15 protein-coding genes are annotated in these 20,971 nt (G+C 43.3%); all 15 read left to right on the forward strand.

Features of this window, described 5'->3' with window-relative positions; all coding sequences use genetic code 11:
* The first annotated feature begins 51 nt into the window (after nt 1-51).
* The 15 genes from hscB (at nt 52) to bamB (ending at nt 20,920) form a co-directional block, all read left to right on the forward strand.
* Nucleotides 52-573: a co-chaperone HscB gene (hscB, locus tag ACU696_RS09415; protein WP_004912668.1), complete on the forward strand. Its 522-nt coding sequence runs from the start codon at nt 52-54 to the stop codon at nt 571-573.
* A 12-nt stretch (nt 574-585) separates the two neighbouring features.
* Nucleotides 586-2,436 carry a Fe-S protein assembly chaperone HscA gene (gene hscA, locus ACU696_RS09420; protein ID WP_209102009.1) on the forward strand — a complete coding sequence of 617 codons (1,851 nt, stop codon included), beginning with the start codon at nt 586-588 and terminating at the stop codon, nt 2,434-2,436.
* A gap of 2 nt (nt 2,437-2,438) precedes the next feature.
* Entirely contained in the window at nt 2,439-2,774 is a 336-nt protein-coding gene (gene fdx, locus ACU696_RS09425) for an ISC system 2Fe-2S type ferredoxin (RefSeq protein WP_004912660.1), read from the forward strand.
* Nucleotides 2,775-3,108: 334 nt separating this feature from the next.
* The gene (iscX, locus tag ACU696_RS09430) at nt 3,109-3,309 is read left to right on the forward strand and encodes a Fe-S cluster assembly protein IscX (RefSeq protein ID WP_004912658.1); all 201 of its coding nucleotides are present in this window, start codon (nt 3,109-3,111) and stop codon (nt 3,307-3,309) included.
* 173 nt (nt 3,310-3,482) lie between these two features.
* Entirely contained in the window at nt 3,483-4,778 is a 1,296-nt protein-coding gene (pepB, locus tag ACU696_RS09435; protein WP_209102010.1) for an aminopeptidase PepB, read from the forward strand.
* Between the two features lie 111 nt (nt 4,779-4,889).
* A complete protein-coding gene (locus ACU696_RS09440; RefSeq protein ID WP_004912652.1) occupies nt 4,890-5,342 on the forward strand; it encodes an enhanced serine sensitivity protein SseB C-terminal domain-containing protein in 453 nt (150 codons plus the stop codon).
* A 316-nt stretch (nt 5,343-5,658) separates the two neighbouring features.
* Nucleotides 5,659-10,698, forward strand: coding sequence for an alpha-2-macroglobulin family protein (locus ACU696_RS09445; protein WP_209102011.1), 5,040 nt, complete (start codon nt 5,659-5,661; stop codon nt 10,696-10,698).
* 72 nt (nt 10,699-10,770) lie between these two features.
* Nucleotides 10,771-13,092 carry a peptidoglycan glycosyltransferase PbpC gene (gene pbpC / locus ACU696_RS09450; RefSeq protein ID WP_164528624.1) on the forward strand — a complete coding sequence of 774 codons (2,322 nt, stop codon included), beginning with the start codon at nt 10,771-10,773 and terminating at the stop codon, nt 13,090-13,092.
* 277 nt (nt 13,093-13,369) lie between these two features.
* A complete protein-coding gene (gene ndk / locus ACU696_RS09455) occupies nt 13,370-13,795 on the forward strand; it encodes a nucleoside-diphosphate kinase (RefSeq protein ID WP_004264899.1) in 426 nt (141 codons plus the stop codon).
* A 161-nt stretch (nt 13,796-13,956) separates the two neighbouring features.
* Nucleotides 13,957-15,138: a bifunctional tRNA (adenosine(37)-C2)-methyltransferase TrmG/ribosomal RNA large subunit methyltransferase RlmN gene (locus ACU696_RS09460; protein ID WP_004912645.1), complete on the forward strand. Its 1,182-nt coding sequence runs from the start codon at nt 13,957-13,959 to the stop codon at nt 15,136-15,138.
* 202 nt (nt 15,139-15,340) lie between these two features.
* Nucleotides 15,341-16,285, forward strand: a complete 945-nt coding sequence (gene rodZ, locus ACU696_RS09465) for a cytoskeleton protein RodZ (protein WP_004912642.1) — start codon at nt 15,341-15,343, stop codon at nt 16,283-16,285.
* A 192-nt stretch (nt 16,286-16,477) separates the two neighbouring features.
* Nucleotides 16,478-17,596, forward strand: coding sequence for a flavodoxin-dependent (E)-4-hydroxy-3-methylbut-2-enyl-diphosphate synthase (gene ispG / locus ACU696_RS09470; protein ID WP_004264895.1), 1,119 nt, complete (start codon nt 16,478-16,480; stop codon nt 17,594-17,596).
* A 219-nt stretch (nt 17,597-17,815) separates the two neighbouring features.
* Nucleotides 17,816-19,093, forward strand: a complete 1,278-nt coding sequence (gene hisS / locus ACU696_RS09475) for a histidine--tRNA ligase (RefSeq protein WP_109911481.1) — start codon at nt 17,816-17,818, stop codon at nt 19,091-19,093.
* A 10-nt stretch (nt 19,094-19,103) separates the two neighbouring features.
* On the forward strand, nt 19,104-19,727 hold the full coding sequence (locus tag ACU696_RS09480) for a YfgM family protein (protein WP_004912636.1): 624 nt from the start codon (nt 19,104-19,106) through the stop codon (nt 19,725-19,727).
* Between the two features lie 20 nt (nt 19,728-19,747).
* Nucleotides 19,748-20,920: an outer membrane protein assembly factor BamB gene (bamB, locus tag ACU696_RS09485; protein ID WP_004912633.1), complete on the forward strand. Its 1,173-nt coding sequence runs from the start codon at nt 19,748-19,750 to the stop codon at nt 20,918-20,920.
* The last annotated feature ends 51 nt before the right edge of the window (nt 20,921-20,971 follow it).

The raw sequence follows: 20,971 nt of genomic DNA on the forward strand, positions 1-20,971 counted from the left end.
AATTATATTTTATTAGTGGTATTGGTAACCGGTTCGAGAAACTGAGCACTTATGGATTATTTTACTCTTTTTGGGTTGACTCCCATCTATGCCATCGATAGCGAACAACTGACGTTACGTTTTCAAGACTTACAGCGTCAATACCATCCTGACCGTTTTGCAACCTGTTCTGAACAGGAGAAAATGCAAGCACTACAAAAAGCAGCAACCATTAATGCTGCTTATCAAGCCCTCCGTCATCCGCTAAAACGCGCGGAATATATGCTTTCATTGCATGGTTTTGATATTAATAACGAACAACATACCATGCATGATACGGCATTTTTGATGGAGCAACTTGAGCTACGCGAAGAGTTAGACAATATTGAGAACAGTGATGACGCACTTGATCTATTGGCTAAATTTATGCAGAGCGTCAAACAAATGCAGCAAGCACGAAGTGCACTGATGGTGACAGAGCTAGATGCCATGCAGTGGGAAAAAGCCGCTGATACCGTACGTAAACTACGTTTTCTCGACAAGCTTCAGCAGCAAGCAGAGCAACTCGAAGAACGATTACTAGATGAATTTTAAGAGAAAACGATTATGGCGTTACTACAAATCAGCGAACCCGGTATGACAGCAGCTCCGCATCAACGCAAATTGGCTGCAGGCATTGATTTAGGTACCACCCACTCTTTGATTGCGACAGTGCGCAGTGGTGAAGCTGCAGCTTTGCCTGATAGCCAAGGGCGCTTTTTATTACCATCGATTGTTAATTATCAACCCGAAAGCAAATTAGTGGGATGGGAAGCGAAACAACTTGCCGAGCAAGACCCGGTCAATACCATTATTTCAGTGAAACGCATGATGGGGCGTTCATTAGCCGATATTCAAAAACGCTACCCTGACTTACCTTATCAATTGACTGCCAGTGAAAATGGTTTGCCGTTTATTCAAACCGTGGCTGGCCAAGTTGACCCAATCCAAGTTTCTTCTGACATTCTAAGAACACTAGCAAAACGTGCTGAAGAAACCTTAGGTGGGGAAATGGATGGCGTAGTGATCACAGTACCGGCTTATTTTGATGATGCACAACGCCAAGGGACCAAAGATGCAGCGCGCCTTGCAGGCTTACATGTATTGCGTTTGCTGAATGAACCGACTGCGGCTGCGATTGCCTATGGATTAGACTCTGGGCAAGAAGGTGTGATTGCTGTTTATGACCTCGGTGGTGGCACTTTTGATGTGTCCATTTTACGCCTGAGCCGTGGTGTTTTTGAAGTGTTAGCAACGGGCGGCGATACCGCGCTTGGTGGTGATGACTTTGACCAAGTATTGGCTCAGTGGATTGCTGAGCAGGCAGGGGTTTCATTACAAGGTGATCATCATTTAAATCGTCAGTTATTAAATGTGGCGACAGAAACCAAAGTTGCGCTTAGTGATGCAGAAACAGTGACTATTCAGCTTGCCAACTGGCAAGGGGAAATTCGTCGTGAGCAGTTTGAAACGTTAATTGACAATTACGTAAAGCGCACTCTGATGGCTTGTCGCCGTGCGTTAAAAGATGCGGGTGTTGAGGCTGAAGATGTTCTGAATGTCGTGATGGTCGGTGGTTCGACTCGTGTGCCACTAGTACGTCAAAAAGTCGGGGAGTTTTTTGGTAAATCACCACTGACATCCATCGACCCAGATAAAGTTGTCGCCATTGGCGCTGCAATTCAAGCGGATATTTTAGTCGGAAACAAGCCTGATAGCGAGATGCTGTTGTTAGATGTGATCCCACTCTCTCTTGGTTTGGAAACGATGGGTGGATTAGTCGAAAAAGTGATCCCGCGTAACACCACCATCCCTGTTGCTCGAGCCCAAGAGTTTACCACCTTTAAGGATGGTCAAACGGCGATGAGCGTTCATGTCGTACAAGGTGAACGCGAAATGGTGGCAGATTGCCGTTCATTAGCTCGCTTTACCTTGCGTGATATTCCAGCGATGGCCGCAGGTGGGGCACATATTCGTGTGACTTTTCAAGTCGATGCCGATGGGCTGTTGAGTGTTAGCGCCATGGAAAAATCGACAGGTGTAGAAGCATCGATTCAAGTTAAGCCATCGTATGGGTTAACGGATAACGAAATTTCAAACATGATTAAAGATTCAATGACTAACGCGCAAGATGATTTAAATGCGCGCCGCTTAGCGGAGCAAAAAGTTGAAGCTGCAAGAGTGCTTGAAAGTTTAACGAGCGCATTAGCCCAAGATGGCAATTTACTGACGCCAGAAGAAGAGTCAGAAATTGATAATGCAGTCAATGAGTTAATTAAAGCGGTTGAGGGTACAGACCCAATCGTAATTGAAAATGCCATTAAACAACTGGATAAGCAATCGCAGGAGTTTGCAGCGCGTCGCATGGATACCTCCATTCGCCAAGCGTTGTCAGGCCATTCTGTGGATGAGATATAATTATGCCTAAAATAGTTTTTTTACCTCATAGTGATTTATGTCCAGACGGTGCAGTAGTTGAAGCACAAGAAGGCGAATCTATTTTAAATGTTGCACTACGCAGCGGTATTGAGCTTGAGCACGCCTGTGAAAAATCCTGTGCTTGTACAACCTGTCATTGTATTGTTCGTGAAGGTTTCGATTCACTGGAAGAAAGCAGTGAACTCGAAGATGACATGTTAGATAAAGCATGGGGGTTAGAGCCTGAAAGCCGTCTAAGTTGTCAAGCATTGGTGACGGATGAGGATTTAGTGGTAGAGATCCCTCGTTATACTATCAATCACGCCCGCGAACACTGATTTTTGTCATACTTCACGCTGTAGCGTTGTTGGCTTCTTTCGCTAACCCTAGTCACATACTTTTGTATGCTCCTAGGGATTAGCTCAACTTGCCGCCTAGCTACAACGTGAATTATTTAAAAAATAGAAACGCTCGTCATACTTCATACTGTAGCGTTGTTGGCTTCTTTCGCTAACTCGAATCACATACTTTTGTATGCTCCTAGGGATTAGCTCAATCGCCGCCTAGCTACAATGTGAATTATTTAAAAAATTGAAATGCTCGGCATGTTTGGCGTTGTAACGTAGAGCATCAATGGTAAAAATCATTTAATAATCAAATTGGTGAGAGAACATGAGTTTAAAATGGTCAAATAGCCGCGAAATCGGTGAAGCACTGTACGACGCATTTCCTGATGTTGATCCTAAAACGGTGCGCTTTACTGATATGCACCAGTGGATTTGCGATTTAGAAGAATTTGATGATGACCCGCAAAAATCGAATGAGAAAATCCTAGAAGCCATTTTGTTAGTTTGGCTGGATGAGTTCGAATAAGTAGAGTTTTACCCTAAAAACCGAGTGACTGTCAGAAATAGTGCTCGGTTTTTTATTTTATATCAGCACTATAATGATATCCCTATTGGTATTTATCAGTTAAGGTAATGCTATCTGCCGACAGAATCAATGGGTTTTTACTGTCTGCAAAAATAGACAAAGTGAGAAAAACGATGACAAAACAAATTATGCCAGTAATGATTTCTTGTGAGCCTGCTGCACCTTGTTGGGGTGAAGGCGCATTGTTAAGCTCTAGTGATAAAGGGATGACAATCCACCTGAAACATGCAGGTAAATTATGTGCAGTACAAAGCGCTGGCCGTAAATTAGATGGTCAAGGGATCCGCAATGTTGCTTTGGCTGGCGAAGGATGGGATTTAGAAAAAAGCTGGGCATTTTGGCAAGGTTTTCGTGCGCCAAAAGGGGCGAGAACGATTGAATGGCCAGTATTGCCTGAAGCAGACCGCAAAGAATTAGAAAACCGTATTCGTACCATTGATTGGGTACGTGATGTCATTAACGCACCTGCAGAAGAGTTAGGCCCAGAACAACTCGCACAACGCGCCATTGATTTACTCTGCACTGTGGGCGCACAAGACATTAGCTACCGCATTATTAAAGGCGATGACTTATTAGAACAGGGGTATACCGGTATTCATACGGTCGGTCGTGGTTCAAGTCGCCCACCTGTCTTTTTAGCGTTAGATTACAACCCAGGTGCCAACCCAAATGCCCCTGTTTTTGCTGCGTTAGTCGGCAAAGGTATTACTTTCGATTCAGGTGGTTATAGCATCAAACCATCGTCTTCCATGAATTCAATGAAAGCGGATATGGGCGGTGCTGCAACCTTAGCGGGTTCATTGGCATTGGCGATTTCTCGTGGCTTACAAAAACGCGTCAAAATGTTCCTGTGTATTGCTGACAATATGGTTAGCGGTAATGCATTCAAATTGGGTGATATTATTCGTTACCGTAATGGTAAATCCGTTGAAATTATGAATACGGATGCTGAAGGCCGCCTTGTGTTAGCTGATGGCCTGATTGATGCGAGCAAAGAAAAACCAACGCTGATCATTGATGCTGCAACCTTGACGGGTGCGGCGAAAACCGCCGTGGGCAATGACTACCATTCAGTGTTGAGCTTCGATGATAAATTAGTTGCTGACTTGATGAGCGCTTCAGACGCTGAGTTTGAACTGTTCTGGCGTTTACCTTTGGCAGAGTTCCATCGCCAACAATTACCGTCTGGCTTTGCGGATTTGAACAACATCGCGGCACCATCGCACACAGCAGGCGCAAGCACTGCTGCGGCATTTTTATCGCATTTTGTCGAAAATTATCGTCAAAATTGGGTACATATCGACTGCTCCGCGATTTACCGTAAATCTGCAGTTAGCTTATGGGCAGAAGGCGCAACGGGTACAGGTGTAAGAACATTAGCAAACTTATTAATCAGTAAATCAAAGTAGTGAATGTTTGATTAATAACAGGCACGGGAAGGTAACTTTTCGTGCCTATTTTTTATCTTGATGTATTTGCGAGTATAATAAGCTCTTCTTTTTAATAGCAGGGGATTGGCAATGTCGCAGCAATCGAATAATAACAGTTCCACCCAAGAAACTGAGATCCAATTTACTGAGTTAACCGTACCGAAAGGCTCATCACTTAAATTAAGTGTGTTAGAAGAACAGCCGCAGGCTATTGTTGATGCGCTTAGCGAATTTTTTAAACAACACAAAGTCGTGAGACGCGGTTTTATGGTCTCCGCAGTAGAGAGTGATAACGCTGAAGAAACGCCAATATTAATGATAGCGTTAGAGTTTACTGCAGGGGCAGAAAATATTGATTCCATTATTCATGAGGCGGGGACACTTGCTTGTGAGTTTTTAGCCGATGACGAATCTATTGATTTTTGTGTGGTAAATGAGAATGAGCAAGGTGTCAGCCACTTTATTACTCAACATATTCAGCCTTTTTATCAGCGTCGCCTTGGTAGCTTCTTACGAGACACAATCCCAGTAAAAAACACCTAATAGTTCCATGTATAGAGTGAGAAAAATGTTTTTCTCACTCATAAAAGGCATATTGCTCATTTATTAAATATATATTCTGCTTACTATTTAAAAAATATTATTTCATTTCACTGTTTTTCTCGCCCATCATTTTTTCCGTTTTGTCTGATAGGTGTTCTAATCACATTCTGTTAAATTATATTGATAATTGAAACAATATCAGCAGTATTTATCTGTGTGTGTTTTTAGCCATTTCCAAGTATATAGTGGGTTTTAACCTCCTGTTAAAACCTTAAAAAAACAGAATAAATTTTAACTAATTAAAGGGCGGGCGGTAATGAAACAACAATCTAGTTGGGCTTCATTGGCGGGTCTAAAAACCAAAAAGCGTTATTTAGCACTTGCGTTGGCATCTGTCGTGGCATTGGCCGGTTGTGATAATACAGAAGAAGCAACCAAAAATGAGCCAAATGTTTCCACGACAGCGCCAGAAAATCAAACTAAAACAGCGCCAGTTGCAGAGCAGAAAAAAGCAGCACCGAAACTTTCCACTGAAGAAATGGTAAAAAAATATGCAGGGAAAGATCTCACCATTTTGGATGCGTCTGAATTGCAGCTTGATGGTGCGAGTGCCATGGTGGTGACATTCTCCGTTCCATTACAAGCAAACCAAGATTTTGGCCAGTACATAAACCTCATTGATGTTAAAACCGGTAAGTTAGATGGCGCTTGGGAACTGTCTGATAACCAAATGGAATTACGTTTTCGTCACCTTCCACCGTCTAAAGAATTAAACCTCACCATTAACCCGGGTATTAAAGCGGTTAATGAGCGTACAACGACCGAAAGTTTTGAGAAAAAACTCACCACGGCGCAAATCATCCCAACAGTTGGTTTTGCAAGTAAAGGCTCTTTATTACCGAGTAAGGTCGCACAGGGTTTACCTGTGATTGCGCTGAATGTTGATAAGGTTGATGTTAATTTCTTCCGTGTGGATGAAAAGCAGCTGCCACAATTTTTAGCGCAGTGGCAGTATCGTAGTAATTATGAGTATTGGTATTCAGAAGAGTTTCTCGACAAAGTGGAGCTGGCTTATACCGGCCGTTTTGATTTAAATCCAGATAAAAATACTCGCCAAACTATTTTACTGCCGTTGAAAGATGTCAAAGAATTACAGCAAGATGGCGTATATTTGGCCATCATGCAAAAAGCAGGCAGCTATAGCTATCAATTCCCTGCAACCGTCTTCACATTAAGTGATATTGGCGTGTCACTACACAGTTACCAAGACCGAGTCGATATTTTCACGCAATCCTTAGCGAAAGGCTCTGCCATTAAAGGCGTTGAGCTACGTATTTTGGATGAAAAAGGTCAGTTAGTGACAAAAGGCACCACAGATGGTGATGGTCACGCTCAATTAGATAAATTAGCGGGTGGAAAATTATTACTGGCAACCCATGAAGGGCAAACCAGTATGATTGATCTCACGCAGCCGGCACTTGACCTGTCTGAATTTGATATTTCAGGGCCAGAAGGCTATGCAAAACAATTTTTCACCTTTGGGCCGCGTGATTTATATCGCCCGGGTGAACTGCTGCTGGTGAATGGCTTACTGCGTGATGGCGATGGTAACCCAGTTAAAACTCAGCCGGTTAAAGTTGATGTATTAAAAACAGATGGGCAAGTGGTTCGTAGTTTCGTGTGGCAGCCGGAAGAAAACCAAAATGGGTTATATCAATACCAATTTGAAATTCCTAAAAATGCAGAAACGGGCGGTTGGTCGTTACGTTTTGATTTAGGTGACGGTTCACCACAACGCTATTACAAATTCAATGTTGAAGATTTCATGCCAGAACGCATGGCGCTGGAAATTGTTGGCAGTGATGTTCCTCGTTTAACAGACCAGTCGGTTGATTTTGATATTCAAGGCCGTTATTTATACGGAGCACCTGCAGCAGACAACCAACTGCAAGGCCAAATTGTTTTAAAAGCAGATCGTGAAGCGGTAGCAAAATTACCCGGTTTTGAATTTGGCGCTGTCAATGAAGAGGGCTTACCTCGTAAATTAGATGAGTTTGACTTGACGCTGGACAGCAACGGTGAAACCGTCATTTCAATTCCAAACAGTAATTGGAGCTCAACACGTTCACCAATTTCGGCAGTTTTACAAGCAAGTTTACTCGAAGCTGGCGGACGTCCAGTGACGCGTCGTGCTGAGCAAGCCATTTGGCCTGCGGAAAAACTGGTCGGTATTCGTCCATTATTTGCCAAAAAAGAAATTTACGATTACCGCACAGATCGTTATGTCAAACGCCACAATGTGGATGAAAATTCACTCGCAGAATTTGAATTAGTCATGGCGGATGCGGCGGGTAATAAACTGGCAGCAGAAAACTTAACCGTGCGTTTAGTGTATGAACGCCGTGATTATTACTGGAGTTGGTCTGAAAGTGCTGGTTGGTCTTCAAATTATGACCAAAAAGACCTCGTTATGGCAAATGAAAATATTGCCATCGCGAAAGACGGTACAGCGAAAGTCTCCTTCCCTGTGGATTGGGGGGCATTCCGTTTAGAGGTATTAAACCCAGAGAATCAGCTCGTTTCCAGCGTCCAGTTCTGGGCGGGGTATTCATGGCAAGATAACACAGGGGGAAGCGGTTCAGTTCGTCCTGACCAAGTGAAACTCAGCCTGAATAAGCCTGCGTATTTACCAGGTGAAAAAGCCAAAGTTCGCATTGAATCCCCTAAAGCCGGTAAAGGCTATATATTGCTCGAGTCGAGTAATGGCCCACTGTGGTGGGAAGAAATTGATGTACCAGAAAAGGGCTTAGACGTTGAAATCCCAGTCAATAAAGAGTGGGCTCGTCATGACTTATACGTTTCTGCCGTCGTTGTTCGTCCAGGTGATGACTCTAAAGAAGCCACGGTGAAACGTGCGGTGGGTGTGTTGCATTTACCAATTGCAGATGAAAACCGTAAGATTGCGTTGGCCTTAACGACGCCAGACAAAATGCGCCCTAATCAAGACTTAACGGTAAAAATTAAAGCGACAGCGCAAGATGGCAAACCGTTACCTGAAAAAGTGAATGTGCTGTTATCTGCAGTTGATACTGGTGTATTAAATATCACGGATTTCAAAACCCCAGACCCGTATGACGCCTTTTTTGGCCGCAAGCGCTATGGCGTTGATCAGTATGACGTTTATGGTCACTTAATTGAAGGACAAGGTAAGATTGCTAACTTACGCTTTGGTGGTGACAGCGAGGATGCGGCATTAGAGCGTGGTGGTATGAAGCCACTCACTGAAGTGCAAATCATTGCGGAGCAAGCCAAACCTGTCACATTAAATAAAGACGGTGAGGGTGAAATTAGCCTTGCTATCCCTGATTTTAACGGGGAATTACGTGTGATGGCCCAAGCATGGAATGAAAAAGAGTTCGGCCATGCGGATAGCAAAGTGATTGTCGCGGCACCATTAGTGACACAAATGTCGATGCCTCGCTTTATGGCGGGCGGTGATAAGTCTTACTTTGCGCTTGATTTGACCAATATGACGGATAACACACAAAATGTGACTGTTAATTTCAAGGCATCAGGAATGGTGAAACTTGATGGGGTCAGCAGCCGTGAGTTGGAGTTACCAAAAGGCAAACGCACCACCATTAATTTACCTGTCAGAGCAGACTACGGCTTCGGTGAAGGCGAAGTTTCGATGACCATTAATGGCGTGAAAATTCAAGGCGAAGCGAATAAAGACTACAGCAATAGTTGGAAAGTGGGTGTTCGTCCGGCACAGCCAGCAGAAACGGTTTCTTTTGCCACTTCCATTGAGCCAGGTACTTCATGGGCACTGCCAACTAACCAAATTGCAGGCCTGCAACCGGATACCATTGAAGGGCAAGTTCTGTTAACCAGCCGTCCGCCATTAGATATCTCACGTTATATTCGAGAGTTATTTGCTTATCCATACGGTTGTTTAGAGCAAACTATCAGTGGTTTATACCCTTCATTGTTCTCAACCCAAGCCGAACTGAATAAGTTAGGGATTAAAACGCAAACAGATGCGGACCGCCATAAAGCGATTGAAATTGGTATTCCACATTTGTTAAGTATGCAACGTAATGATGGCGGTTTTTCATTATGGGATAGGAACGGTCGCGAAGAGTATTGGTTAACTGCGTATGCGGCGGATTTCTTGAATAAAGCCAATCAACGTGGCTTTACTGTCCCGCAAGAGGCGATAAGTAACGCCAATACGCGTCTACTGAGCTATTTACAGGATGGTAGTCAAATCAACTACCCGTATACGGAAAACCAAGAGGGCGCTCGTTTTGCTACTCAGGCCTATGCAGGTTTAGTGTTAGCATCACAGCAAAAAGCACCGTTAGGCGCATTACGTCAACTTTATAACCAAAGAAACTCTGCAGCAAGTGGCTTACCTCTGGTTCAGCTTGGAGTTGCATTGAACTTGATGGGTGATAAATCACGTGGTGAGAGTGCAGTGATTGACGGACTGAAAAAACAACGTAACCGCTACAGCTATGTTGGGGATTACGGTTCGGTGATCCGTGATGATGCGATGATTGTTGCGCTATTAAATGAATATAATTTAATGCCAAAATCCCGTGACCAAAAACTTCAAACTTTATCTAATAATTTGACTTCTCAACGTTATTTCTCAACACAAGAGAGCAATGCGTTATATTTAGCAGGTCGTTTCTACTTAAATGAAAGTGAAGCACCGTGGAAAGCTACGATTAATGGCCAAGAACCCCCAACGGTCTCAGATAAACCTGTAAGTGAATTCCTGAGTAAAGATCAATTGGAGACAGGTTATAGCATCGAAAACAGCGGAACGAATACTCTGTATACACGCTTAAATGTGGTGGGTTATCCGCAACATTCACCAAAACCAAGCTCGAATGTATTAGGTATCACTCGTAGCTACTATGATATGAAAGGCAATCGCATTTCGTTAGATAGATTAAGAAGCGGTGAAATGGTGGTGGTTAAACTGGAAGTTCAAGCATCCCAAAGTGTGCCAGATGCGTTAGTGGTTGACTTGCTGCCCGCAGGCTTAGAACTGGAAAACCAAAATTTAGCTAACAGTAGCGCTAATTTGAGTGAGTCCGCGCCGAACCTGCAAGAATTAATTGATGACATGCAGCAATCGCAAATACGCCATATGGAATACCGTGATGACCGTTTTGTGGCTGCGGTTGAAGTTCAGCAATACCGCCCAACGACCTTAGTCTACTTAGCGCGAGCGGTGACGCCGGGTGTGTATAGTATTCCGGTACCACAAGTTGAATCAATGTATGTCCCTGACTGGCGTGCGACTGGCTACTCGGATGGCCAATTAGAAATCGTTCGCTAATCACCTTCTAAAGCCCTTATATTGATACTCAGATATAAGGGCTTTTTTAATTTATTTTCGGTACTCCCATCAATGAAAAAATGGTTACGTCGCACAGGCATCACACTGGTTCTGTTGGTCATTATTTTGCCACTGGCTTTTTTAGCTGCTGATAAAATTTGGCCGTTGCCGATTAAGCAAATTGAAATGGCACGGACCGTGGTTGCAGCGGATGGTACACCATTGTGGCGCTTTGCAGACAAAGAAGGAATTTGGCGCTTTCCTGTTACAGTCGAAGAGGTTTCTCCTGATTTTATCGAAGCGTTATTAACGTATGAAGACCGCCATTTTTACCGTCACCCGGGGGTAAACCCGTTTTCGTTAGTTAGGGCAGCGGGGCAGTTTGTGAGTTCAGGGCGTATTGTGTCGGGCGGAAGTACCATTTCGATGCAAGTTGCACGGTTAATTGACCCCCACGAAAGAACATTGGGCGGTAAGCTGAAACAGCTTTGGCGTACGGCTCAACTCGAATATCACTATTCGAAAGATGAAATTTTAGAAATGTATTTAAACCGTGCTCCGTATGGCGGAACCATTGAAGGTATTGGCGCAGCTAGCTGGGTATATTTGAATAAGTCACCGGCAAAATTGACGGCGAGTGAAGCGGCTCTCTTTGCTGTTCTACCTCAAGCCCCTAGCCGTTTAAGGCCAGACCGTTATCCACAAAGGGCACAAGCCGCCCGTGATAAAGTATTGGATAGGTTAGAAGAATACCAAGTCTGGAGCTCTGAAAAAGTTGCCGATATTAAACAAGAACAAATTTGGTTAGCACCGCGAAAGAATCCGCATTCAGCCCCTTTGCTTGCAAGGCGGGTGACCAAAGATACGCAACAGTCCATCATTGAAACCACTATCGATGCCAGTTTGCAAAGGCAACTGGAAGACATGGCCATGAATTGGAAAAACCAACTACCAAAACAAACATCATTGGGAATTTTGGTGGTTGATCATACAGATATGGCAGTGAAAGCGTATATTGGCTCAATTGATTTTCAGGATGATAGCCGTTTTGGTCATGTGGACATGATTAGTGCTTGGCGCTCTCCAGGCTCAACGTTAAAACCATTCTTATACGCATTAGCTATGGATGACGGGCTCATCCATGCGGAATCGTTATTACAAGATGTTCCACGGCGCTTTAATGATTATCGTCCGGGGAACTTTGACAGTGGTTTTAATGGGCCAGTGAGTGTTAGCGATGCGCTCGTTCGTTCATTGAATTTACCGGTGGTTCAGTTGTTAGATGTGTATGGCAGCAAACGATTTACGGCTCAACTGCGCAATGTTGGGACTGAGCTGCGTTTTCCGTTAGGTAGTGAACCAAACTTGTCGCTGATTTTAGGCGGCACAGCCACACGGATGGAAGATTTAGTTTCTGCCTATAGCGCATTTGCGCGAAAAGGTAATGTGTCACCGTTACGTTTTAAACCAGCCGATGAAATTCGCGATAGAGTGTTGATGTCACCGGGAGCTGCATGGATAGTACGCCGTATTATGGGGGGGGAAGCACGCCCTGTTCCTGAGGCTAATTTATCAGGGCAACTCAATTTGGCATGGAAAACGGGAACCAGTTATGGTTATCGCGATGCGTGGGCGATTGGTGTTAATCCACGTTATACCATCGGCGTTTGGGTTGGGCGGCCTGATGCGACACCCGTTGCGGGACAACTAGGCTTTGCAACCGCCATTCCGATTATGAACCAAATTAATGGCATGTTACTGAGCAAAATCTATCAATCCCACGAACCACTACCAAAAGATGTAAAACCTGCCAGTGTGAGCCAAGCGGTGATCTGCTGGCCGGGAGGAACTTCATTACTGAAAGACGATAATAACTGCCGCCAAAGGCGTCTTAGTTGGATCTTGGATAATACCATTCCGCCTACTTTAATGGCGCGAGATCAAGAGTCACTATTAGGATTAAGACAAAAAATCTGGGTAAATGACAAAGGGCTTCAAGTCGCGGCAGATTGCCCAAATGCCCAAGAAAAAGAAGTACATTTATGGCCTATTACCGTCGAATCTTGGTTGCCATCAAGTGAAAAACGTGAGAACCGTTTACCCAAAGCGGATTTAGCGTGTCCACCGATGAAGCTAGAAATGCCGCCATTATTGATTTCTGGTATCCGTGATGGGGAGGTTTTACAGCGTCTACCCGGGAAAACCAGCTTAGATTTACGTTTAGTCACGCAGGGTGGGCAAGGGCAGAAATGGTGGTTTTTAAACGGAGAACAAGTGAATACAACCGAGCAAAACGGTTCTATTTTGCTGACACTCGATAAAAGTGGGAACTACCAAATTTCGGTATTAGATTTAAGCGGCCAAGTGACGGCAATGAGCTTTAGAGTGAAGTAATAGATGAAAAACGTGACTTACCCGAAAAAATAGTGTTTTTTGCTATAAAAAGTTTAACAAAATGTTGTTGTGACTGTAGGAAATTGTAATCAGAGCCCCTATAATCATCGCCTTATTTTTCTTTTTCCTAGATATGGTTGCTTTTGAAGTCTAAAGGCCTAACAATAGAATTAGAAATAATATAAAAAACTACAACATGCCTATTTTAAGTTCTTGCATCCTAAGTTACAGGGAAGAATAAAGAATAAAGGCCTAATGAATCGCTAAGAGGTTATTTATGACTGTTCAACGTACATTTTCTATTATTAAACCAAACGCTGTGAAGAAAAACGTTATTGGTGCAATCTACAACCGTTTTGAAAGCGCGGGTTTCACAATCATCGCTGCTAAAATGATGCATTTGACTCGTGAGCAAGCTGAAGGCTTCTACGCTGAACACAAAGGCCGTCCTTTTTTTGAAGGTCTGGTTGAATTCATGACTTCAGGCCCTATCATGCTGCAAGTGTTAGAAGGTGAAAACGCAATCCAACGTCACCGTGACCTGATGGGCGCAACTAACCCAGATAACGCATTAGCGGGTACTTTACGTGCAGACTACGCAGACAGTTTCACTGAAAACGCAACTCACGGTTCAGACTCTGAAGAATCTGCTGCACGTGAAATCGCGTATTTCTTCACTGCTGATGAAATCTGCCCACGCTAAGACTTCTTTAACTAATGCATTAGCATTATTGTTATAAAGTTTGTACAATGCGACGCCCTGCTATGATTAGCGGGGCGATTATATTTTTAAGACCGCAAAAATTACGTCGTGCTATACTCACTACTAGCACTGCCGAAAGTGTAACAACGAGGCAATACACCATGTCTGATATGACGACAGATGCACAATGTGCAACTTCTTCCGCTATTTCTGTCACACCAGAAAAAACGAACCAAAAAACCAATTTACTTGATTTAAACCGCAAGCAAATGCGCGAGTTCTTTGCTCAAATGGGTGAAAAACCGTTCCGCGCGGATCAGGTCATGAAATGGATTTATCATTATTGCTATGATGATTTTGACCAAATGACCGATATTAATAAAGTCCTTAGAGCAAAACTGAAAGAAGTCGCGGAAATCCGTGCACCAGAAGTCGCTGATGAACAGCGTTCATCAGATGGCACCATTAAGTGGGCAATCAAAGTGGGTGACCAACTGGTTGAAACGGTGTATATCCCAGAAGCAGACCGTGCAACATTGTGCGTTTCTTCACAAGTGGGTTGCGCATTGGAATGTAAATTCTGCTCTACGGCGCAACAAGGCTTCAACCGTAACTTACGTGTTTCAGAAATTATTGGTCAGGTTTGGCGAGCTGCCAAAATTATTGGTTCACTGAAATCCAGTGGACGTCGTCCAATTACCAACGTTGTGATGATGGGAATGGGCGAACCATTGCTGAATTTGAATAATGTCGTCCCTGCGATGGAAATTATGTTAGATGACTTCGGCTTTGGTCTATCTAAGCGCCGTGTCACGATTTCCACTTCAGGTGTTGTGCCTGCACTGGATAAGCTAGGGGATATGATTGATGTTGCGTTAGCGATTTCATTGCATGCGCCAACAGATGATATCCGTGACGATATCGTTCCAATTAATAAAAAATACAATATTGAAACCTTCCTCAACAGTGTGAATCGTTATTTAACGAAATCGAATGCTAATGCAGGGCGAGTAACTGTTGAGTATGTGATGTTAGATCACGTGAACGACAGTGTTGAGCAAGCACATCAATTAGCGGAATGTTTAAAAAATACACCGAGTAAGATTAACTTAATTCCATGGAACCCGTTCCCAGGGGCGCCATACGGTAGAAGTTCGAATAGTCGTATTGACCGTTTTTGTAAAGTATTGATGGGATATGGTTTTACCACGATAGTGCGCAAAACACGCGGTGATGATATTGATGCTGCCTGTGGGCAACTTGCTGGCGACGTGATCGACAGAACAAAACGAACGTTGAAAAAACGCTTAGCAGGGGAACCTATCAAGGTAAAAACAGTCTGATTTATAAATAGGCTTGAATCAGTGAATTAGGTGATGATTTAGGGCGTTTTAGAGTTAGGCAAAACGCCTTTGTTCACCTACAATAGTTGAAGCAATAAGAAAAATTTAATTGTTGTTTCAACATGATGATAAATTATTGACGAATAAAGCTGCTCAATGTTTGCTTTATATCTTTTAAACTTGGAAATAGTGTTGCCAGCAAATGACTATCGAAAATAATACCGAACAAGCTACGACCACAGTAGGACAATTATTGACGCAAGCACGTGAGCGCATGGGGCTAACCCAAGATGTTGTTGCAGAACGATTGTGCCTTAAAATCAGTACGGTAAAAGAGATAGAACAAGATATTGCTCCCGCTGGCGTGGAACCAACATTTTTACGAGGCTATATTCGTCTTTACGCTCGTATGGTAGGTATACCCGAAAGCGAATTAAAAACGTATATGAAAACGGAAGAAACCGTTACGTTAGCCAAAGTTTCTCCTATGCAAAGTTATTCTTTGGGGAAAAAACGCAAAAAGCGCGAAGGTTGGTTAATGAAGCTGACTTGGTTGATTGTGATTGTTCTTATCGCAATGGTTGGCATATGGTGGTGGCAGGATCATAACGCTCAAAAAAATGAGCTAGTTTCAATGGCAAATCAAAATGATTTGATTTTGTCCCAGCAAGATAATAACACCACACCGGTTGAATTACTGACATCAACAGAGGTCGTCTCAACTGACACGGCGCCTGTTGTACCGGAAAATACTCTTGAATTACAAACTCAAGAGCCCGTATTAGCGACTGACCCTATTACCGAGCCTGTCAAAACAATTCCATTACCTAATGCACCGCAATCTTCAGTTGCATTAGACAGAACACAAAATACAGAAACGGCTGAACCTGTTGCTGCAAGCAGTCAAGCCCTAGTATTGAATTTTACTGGCCAGTGCTGGTTAGAAATTCGTGATGCGAATAATAAAATCTTATTTAGTGGCACCAAAAATAATGGTGATAAGTTGGAACTTGATGGGCCGCAACCTTATCGCCTGAATATTGGTGCGCCAGCGAATGTCACTGTACAGTTTCAAGGCAATACTGTTGATTTAAGCCGCTTCATTAAAGCGAAACGTCCAGCAAAATTGAAGTTACCTGAAGCCTAAAAACAGACAGGTAAAAAGAAGCAAACTATATCCGAAAACATCTTTTTTGATAGGCTATAGTTTGCTTTCTTGTGTATAGTTGAGCGTATAAAAATAATCGTTAAAACTATATCGCGGTAACAAAGAATATCACGGTAATAAAGAGTACCACGGTAACAAAGAGCACATGGACGTTCGGAGAATTAAACCAAAATGCATAATGAATCACCGATAAAAAGACGTAAATCCACCCGTATTAATGTAGGTAGCGTACCCGTAGGCGATGGCGCTCCTATCGCTGTCCAGTCAATGACTAATACCCGTACAACTGATGTCGAAGCCACAGTTCGCCAAATAAAATCCCTTGAGCGTGTGGGTGTTGATATTGTGCGTGTTTCTGTTCCTACCATGGATGCCGCTGAAGCATTTAAATTGATTAAACAGCAAGTTAGCGTTCCATTGGTGGCGGATATCCATTTTGACTATCGTATTGCATTAAAAGTGGCAGAATACGGCGTTGATTGCTTGCGTATTAACCCAGGTAATATTGGTAGCGAAGAACGAATTCGCCAAGTTGTTGATTGCGCACGCCACTACAATATTCCAATTCGTATTGGGGTTAATGGTGGCTCCCTTGAAAAAGATATTCAAGAGAAGTACGGCGAGCCAACACCTGAAGCATTGGTTGAGTCGGCAATGCGTCATGTGGACATCCTAGATAGGCTTAATTTTGATCAGTTTAAGGTTAGTGTAAAAGCATCAGATGTATTTCTTGCTGTCGGCTCTTACCGTTTATTAGCGAATAAAATCGATCAACCACTGCATTTAGGGATTACCGAAGCCGGTGGTGCCCGTGCAGGTTCAGTAAAATCTGCAATTGGCTTAGGAATGCTATTGTCTGAAGGTATCGGTGACACCTTGCGTATTTCTTTAGCTGCTGACCCTGTTGAAGAAGTTAAAGTGGGTTTTGATATCTTAAAATCACTGCGAATTCGTTCACGTGGTATTAATTTTATTGCTTGCCCAACTTGTTCACGGCAAGAGTTTGATGTGATTGGTACCGTGAATGAATTAGAACAGCGTTTAGAAGATATCATTACACCAATGGATGTATCGATTATTGGCTGTGTGGTTAATGGCCCTGGTGAAGCGGAAGTTTCTACGCTAGGCGTTGCAGGGGCAAAAACCAAGAGCGGTTTTTATGAAGACGGTAAACGACAAAAAGAGCGTTTTGATAATGACAACATTATCGACCAGTTAGAGGCTAAAATTCGAGCCAAAGCGGCAATGATGGATGAAAGCAAGCGGATTGAAGTCAACTTAAAAGACTAATTTTGTGTATTCTACTGCTAAGCGGCTCACTGAGTCGTTTGGCATGTTTAGAACAAACACTCTATCAATCATCCGCATTTTTTTCTAAAATCGGTCGCTCACCGTACAAATTGACAGATAAATCCCGATTAGTATCAGTAATTGGTGTTTGTTGATTGAACCAGATGATATTTCGCTCTTATAATCAAACTTATGTAATTCTGAAAATAGAGAAATAAAGTGGGAAAAAATATCCAAGCCATTCGCGGTATGAATGATTACTTACCAGCTGACACGCGTGTATGGCAGAAAATCGAAGCAACATTGAAAAATATTTTACAGGGTTATGGTTTTAGTGAAATTCGTACCCCGATTGTAGAGCAGACCCCGCTATTTCGCAGAGCGATTGGTGAAGTGACGGATGTCGTTGAAAAAGAAATGTACACTTTCAATGACCGTAACGATGAAAGTCTGACATTACGCCCTGAAAATACCGCAGGTTGTGTCCGTGCCGGTATTGAGCATGGTTTGCTGTACAATCAGGAACAGCGTTTGTGGTATTTAGGACCTATGTTCCGTTATGAGCGCCCACAAAAAGGACGTTATCGTCAATTTCACCAGTTAGGGGCTGAAGTTTTTGGTCTTGCGGGTCCTGATATCGATGCTGAAGTCATCTTAATGACGGCACGTTGGTGGAAAGCGTTAGGCATTAGTGAGCATGTGACTTTAGAGCTGAACTCGATTGGCTCATTAGAAGCGCGTGCCAATTACCGTGAGGCTTTAGTTGCTTTCTTAGAACAGCATAAAGACAAGCTGGATGAAGATTGTAAGCGTCGCATGTATACAAATCCTCTACGTGTTTTGGATTCTAAAAATCAAGAAATTCAGGCTTTATTGAATGATGCACCTGAACTGTTTGATTACCTTGATGTCGAATCACGTGAGCACTTTGATGGCTTATGTAAGTTATTAGAAGCAGCAGGGGTTAAATACCGCGTTAATCAACGCTTAGTTCGTGGTCTTGACTACTACAACCGCACCGTTTTTGAATGGGTAACAACGGCACTGGGCTCACAAGGCACAGTTTGCGCGGGCGGTCGATATGACGGCTTAGTTGAACAATTAGGCGGTCGTGCAACACCTGCGGTTGGTTTTGCCATGGGTATGGAACGGATGGTGTTGTTAGTCCAAGAAGTGAACCCAGAATTTACAGCGGATGCTTCAGTTGCTGATGTTTATCTTGCTTCTTTTGGCGAAGATAGCCAACAAGCAGCGATATTAGTAGCCGAAAAAGTACGTGATGCACTACCAACACTACGGTTAATGACTAACCACGGTGGTGGTAACTTCAAGAAACAGTTAGCAAGAGCGGACAAACAAGGCGCTAAAATTGCACTGATCTTGGGGGAAGATGAAATTAAAAATAGCCAAGTCACATTGAAAGATTTACGCACAGGCGTACAAGAAACTATTTCGCAGCAACTTATGGCGTCACGCATCGCCGAGTTATTAGGTTAAGGAGAGACAAGTGGAAGTCTATACAAACGAAAATGATCAAGTCGATGCGATTAAACGCTTTTTTGCGAATAATGGCGTGGCATTAGTTGTTGGCCTCGTAATTGGTGTTGGTGGTGTATTTGGTTGGAACTACTGGCAGTCTCATAAAACGAATGTACTGCAGGAAAGCGCTCAAAAGTTTGAAGCAGTAAATAGCCAATTACGTTCAGGCTCAGAGCAAGGCATTGTTGCAGCGCAAAAATTCGCGGCTGAAACCGACGATGTATACAGTGCGATGATGGGCTTAGAGCTTGCACAAATCGCGGTGGATAAAGGCGATTTAGCTAATGCACAAACTGCATTGACCAATGCACTAGCCAAGGCAAAAACCGTGGATATGCAAGATTTAATTAACTTGCGTTTAGCGCGAGTGCAATTAGCCCAAGGTAATGCTGATGGCGCGATAGCGTCAGTTGCAAATATTAAAAGTAAATCATGGCAAGCAACGGCACAGGATGTCCGTGGCGATGCTTTACTCCATAAGGGCGATAAAGCTGGTGCAAAAGCCGCTTATGCTCAGGGGTTAGAAAGTGAAGGCTCTCAATCTATTAGAGGTATTTTGACTCTGAAGTTGAACAACGTATCTAATTCATAAGAAGAAAGGAAACGACAAACATGCAGTTGCGCAAAACACTTTTAGTTGGCCTAGTCGCTTCAGCTTTACTTGCCGGTTGTTCCAGCGAAACTGATTCTATTATCATGGCGCCACTTCCACAGGTTGAAAATCAATTCACCCCATCAATTGTTTGGGATAAATCGGTTGGAAATGGTGTTGAACAATTTTATTCTGAATTATCACCTGTTTGGGATGGTTCAGCCGTTTATGCAGCAGACCGCAAAGGTTTAGTTAAAGCCTTTGAACTCGATAGTGGCAAAGAACTGTGGTCAGTCGATTTATCTAAACGCACGGGTTTTCTTTCTGCTAACTTATCGGCATTGCTATCAGGTGGTTTAACCGTTGATGGTGATAAAATTTTTGTGGGTACTGAGCGCGGAACCGTTATTGCTCTGAACAAAGAAGATGGCCAAGTTGCTTGGGATGTCGAAGTTGCAGGCGAAGCCCTTTCTAAACCTGTTGTGAGTAACGACTTTGTTATTATTCACACCAGTAATGGTCAACTACAAGCTTTAGATGTCAATAGTGGTGAAATCAAGTGGACCGTTAACATGGATACACCATCGTTGTCATTACGTGGTGAATCTGCTCCTGCGGTTGCTTTTGGTGCTGCGATTGTCGGTGGGGATAACGGCCGTGTCAGTGCGGTGCTATTGTCTCAAGGTCAGTTAATTTGGCAACAACGTATTTCTCAAGTGACAAGTTCGACAGAAATCGGCCGTTTAAATGATGTCGATATGACACCAATTATTGATGACGGTAAAGTGTATGCGATTGCTTATAATGGTACTTTAGCCGCACTGGATATGCGTTCAGGTCAAATTCTGTGGAAACGCGAGCTTGGCTCAATCAATGACATGGTGATGTCAGGTGAAAACCTGTATCTTGTCGACCAAAATGATCGCGTGTTATCTGTTCGTAAAAGCGATGGTGTAACGCTGTGGACACAGGAAGAACTGCTAAACCGCGGGCTATCTGCGCCAGAAATGTATAATGGCTATCTTGTGGTCGGTGATAAAGAAGGTTATCTGCATTGGTTAGATATGAGTACGGGCGGGTTTGTAGCACAAAACAAATTAAACAGCTCCGGTATTCACAGTCGTCCAGTGGTTGCAAGTGATAAGCTAATGGTTCAGACAAAAAACGGAACAGTTTACCTCTTAACACGTTAATTTTCTGACAAACCGCCAATTTATCGATAAAATCAACGGTTCCTGAAGATA

It is taken from the genome of Providencia sp. PROV_01 (assembly GCF_053098325.1).

Excerpts from the sequence above, each read along its gene's own strand:
- ACU696_RS09460 (WP_004912645.1), top strand. The coding sequence starts at position 13,957 with ATGTCTGATATGACGACAGATGCACAATGTGCAACTTCTTCCGCTATT.
- ACU696_RS09445 (WP_209102011.1), top strand. The coding sequence starts at position 5,659 with ATGAAACAACAATCTAGTTGGGCTTCATTGGCGGGTCTAAAAACCAAA.
- bamB (WP_004912633.1), top strand. The coding sequence starts at position 19,748 with ATGCAGTTGCGCAAAACACTTTTAGTTGGCCTAGTCGCTTCAGCTTTA.
- fdx (WP_004912660.1), top strand. The coding sequence starts at position 2,439 with ATGCCTAAAATAGTTTTTTTACCTCATAGTGATTTATGTCCAGACGGT.
- ACU696_RS09440 (WP_004912652.1), top strand. The coding sequence starts at position 4,890 with ATGTCGCAGCAATCGAATAATAACAGTTCCACCCAAGAAACTGAGATC.
- pepB (WP_209102010.1), top strand. The coding sequence starts at position 3,483 with ATGACAAAACAAATTATGCCAGTAATGATTTCTTGTGAGCCTGCTGCA.
- rodZ (WP_004912642.1), top strand. The coding sequence starts at position 15,341 with ATGACTATCGAAAATAATACCGAACAAGCTACGACCACAGTAGGACAA.
- hscB (WP_004912668.1), top strand. The coding sequence starts at position 52 with ATGGATTATTTTACTCTTTTTGGGTTGACTCCCATCTATGCCATCGAT.
- hscA (WP_209102009.1), top strand. The coding sequence starts at position 586 with ATGGCGTTACTACAAATCAGCGAACCCGGTATGACAGCAGCTCCGCAT.
- ispG (WP_004264895.1), top strand. The coding sequence starts at position 16,478 with ATGCATAATGAATCACCGATAAAAAGACGTAAATCCACCCGTATTAAT.
- iscX (WP_004912658.1), top strand. The coding sequence starts at position 3,109 with ATGAGTTTAAAATGGTCAAATAGCCGCGAAATCGGTGAAGCACTGTAC.
- ndk (WP_004264899.1), top strand. The coding sequence starts at position 13,370 with ATGACTGTTCAACGTACATTTTCTATTATTAAACCAAACGCTGTGAAG.
- pbpC (WP_164528624.1), top strand. The coding sequence starts at position 10,771 with ATGAAAAAATGGTTACGTCGCACAGGCATCACACTGGTTCTGTTGGTC.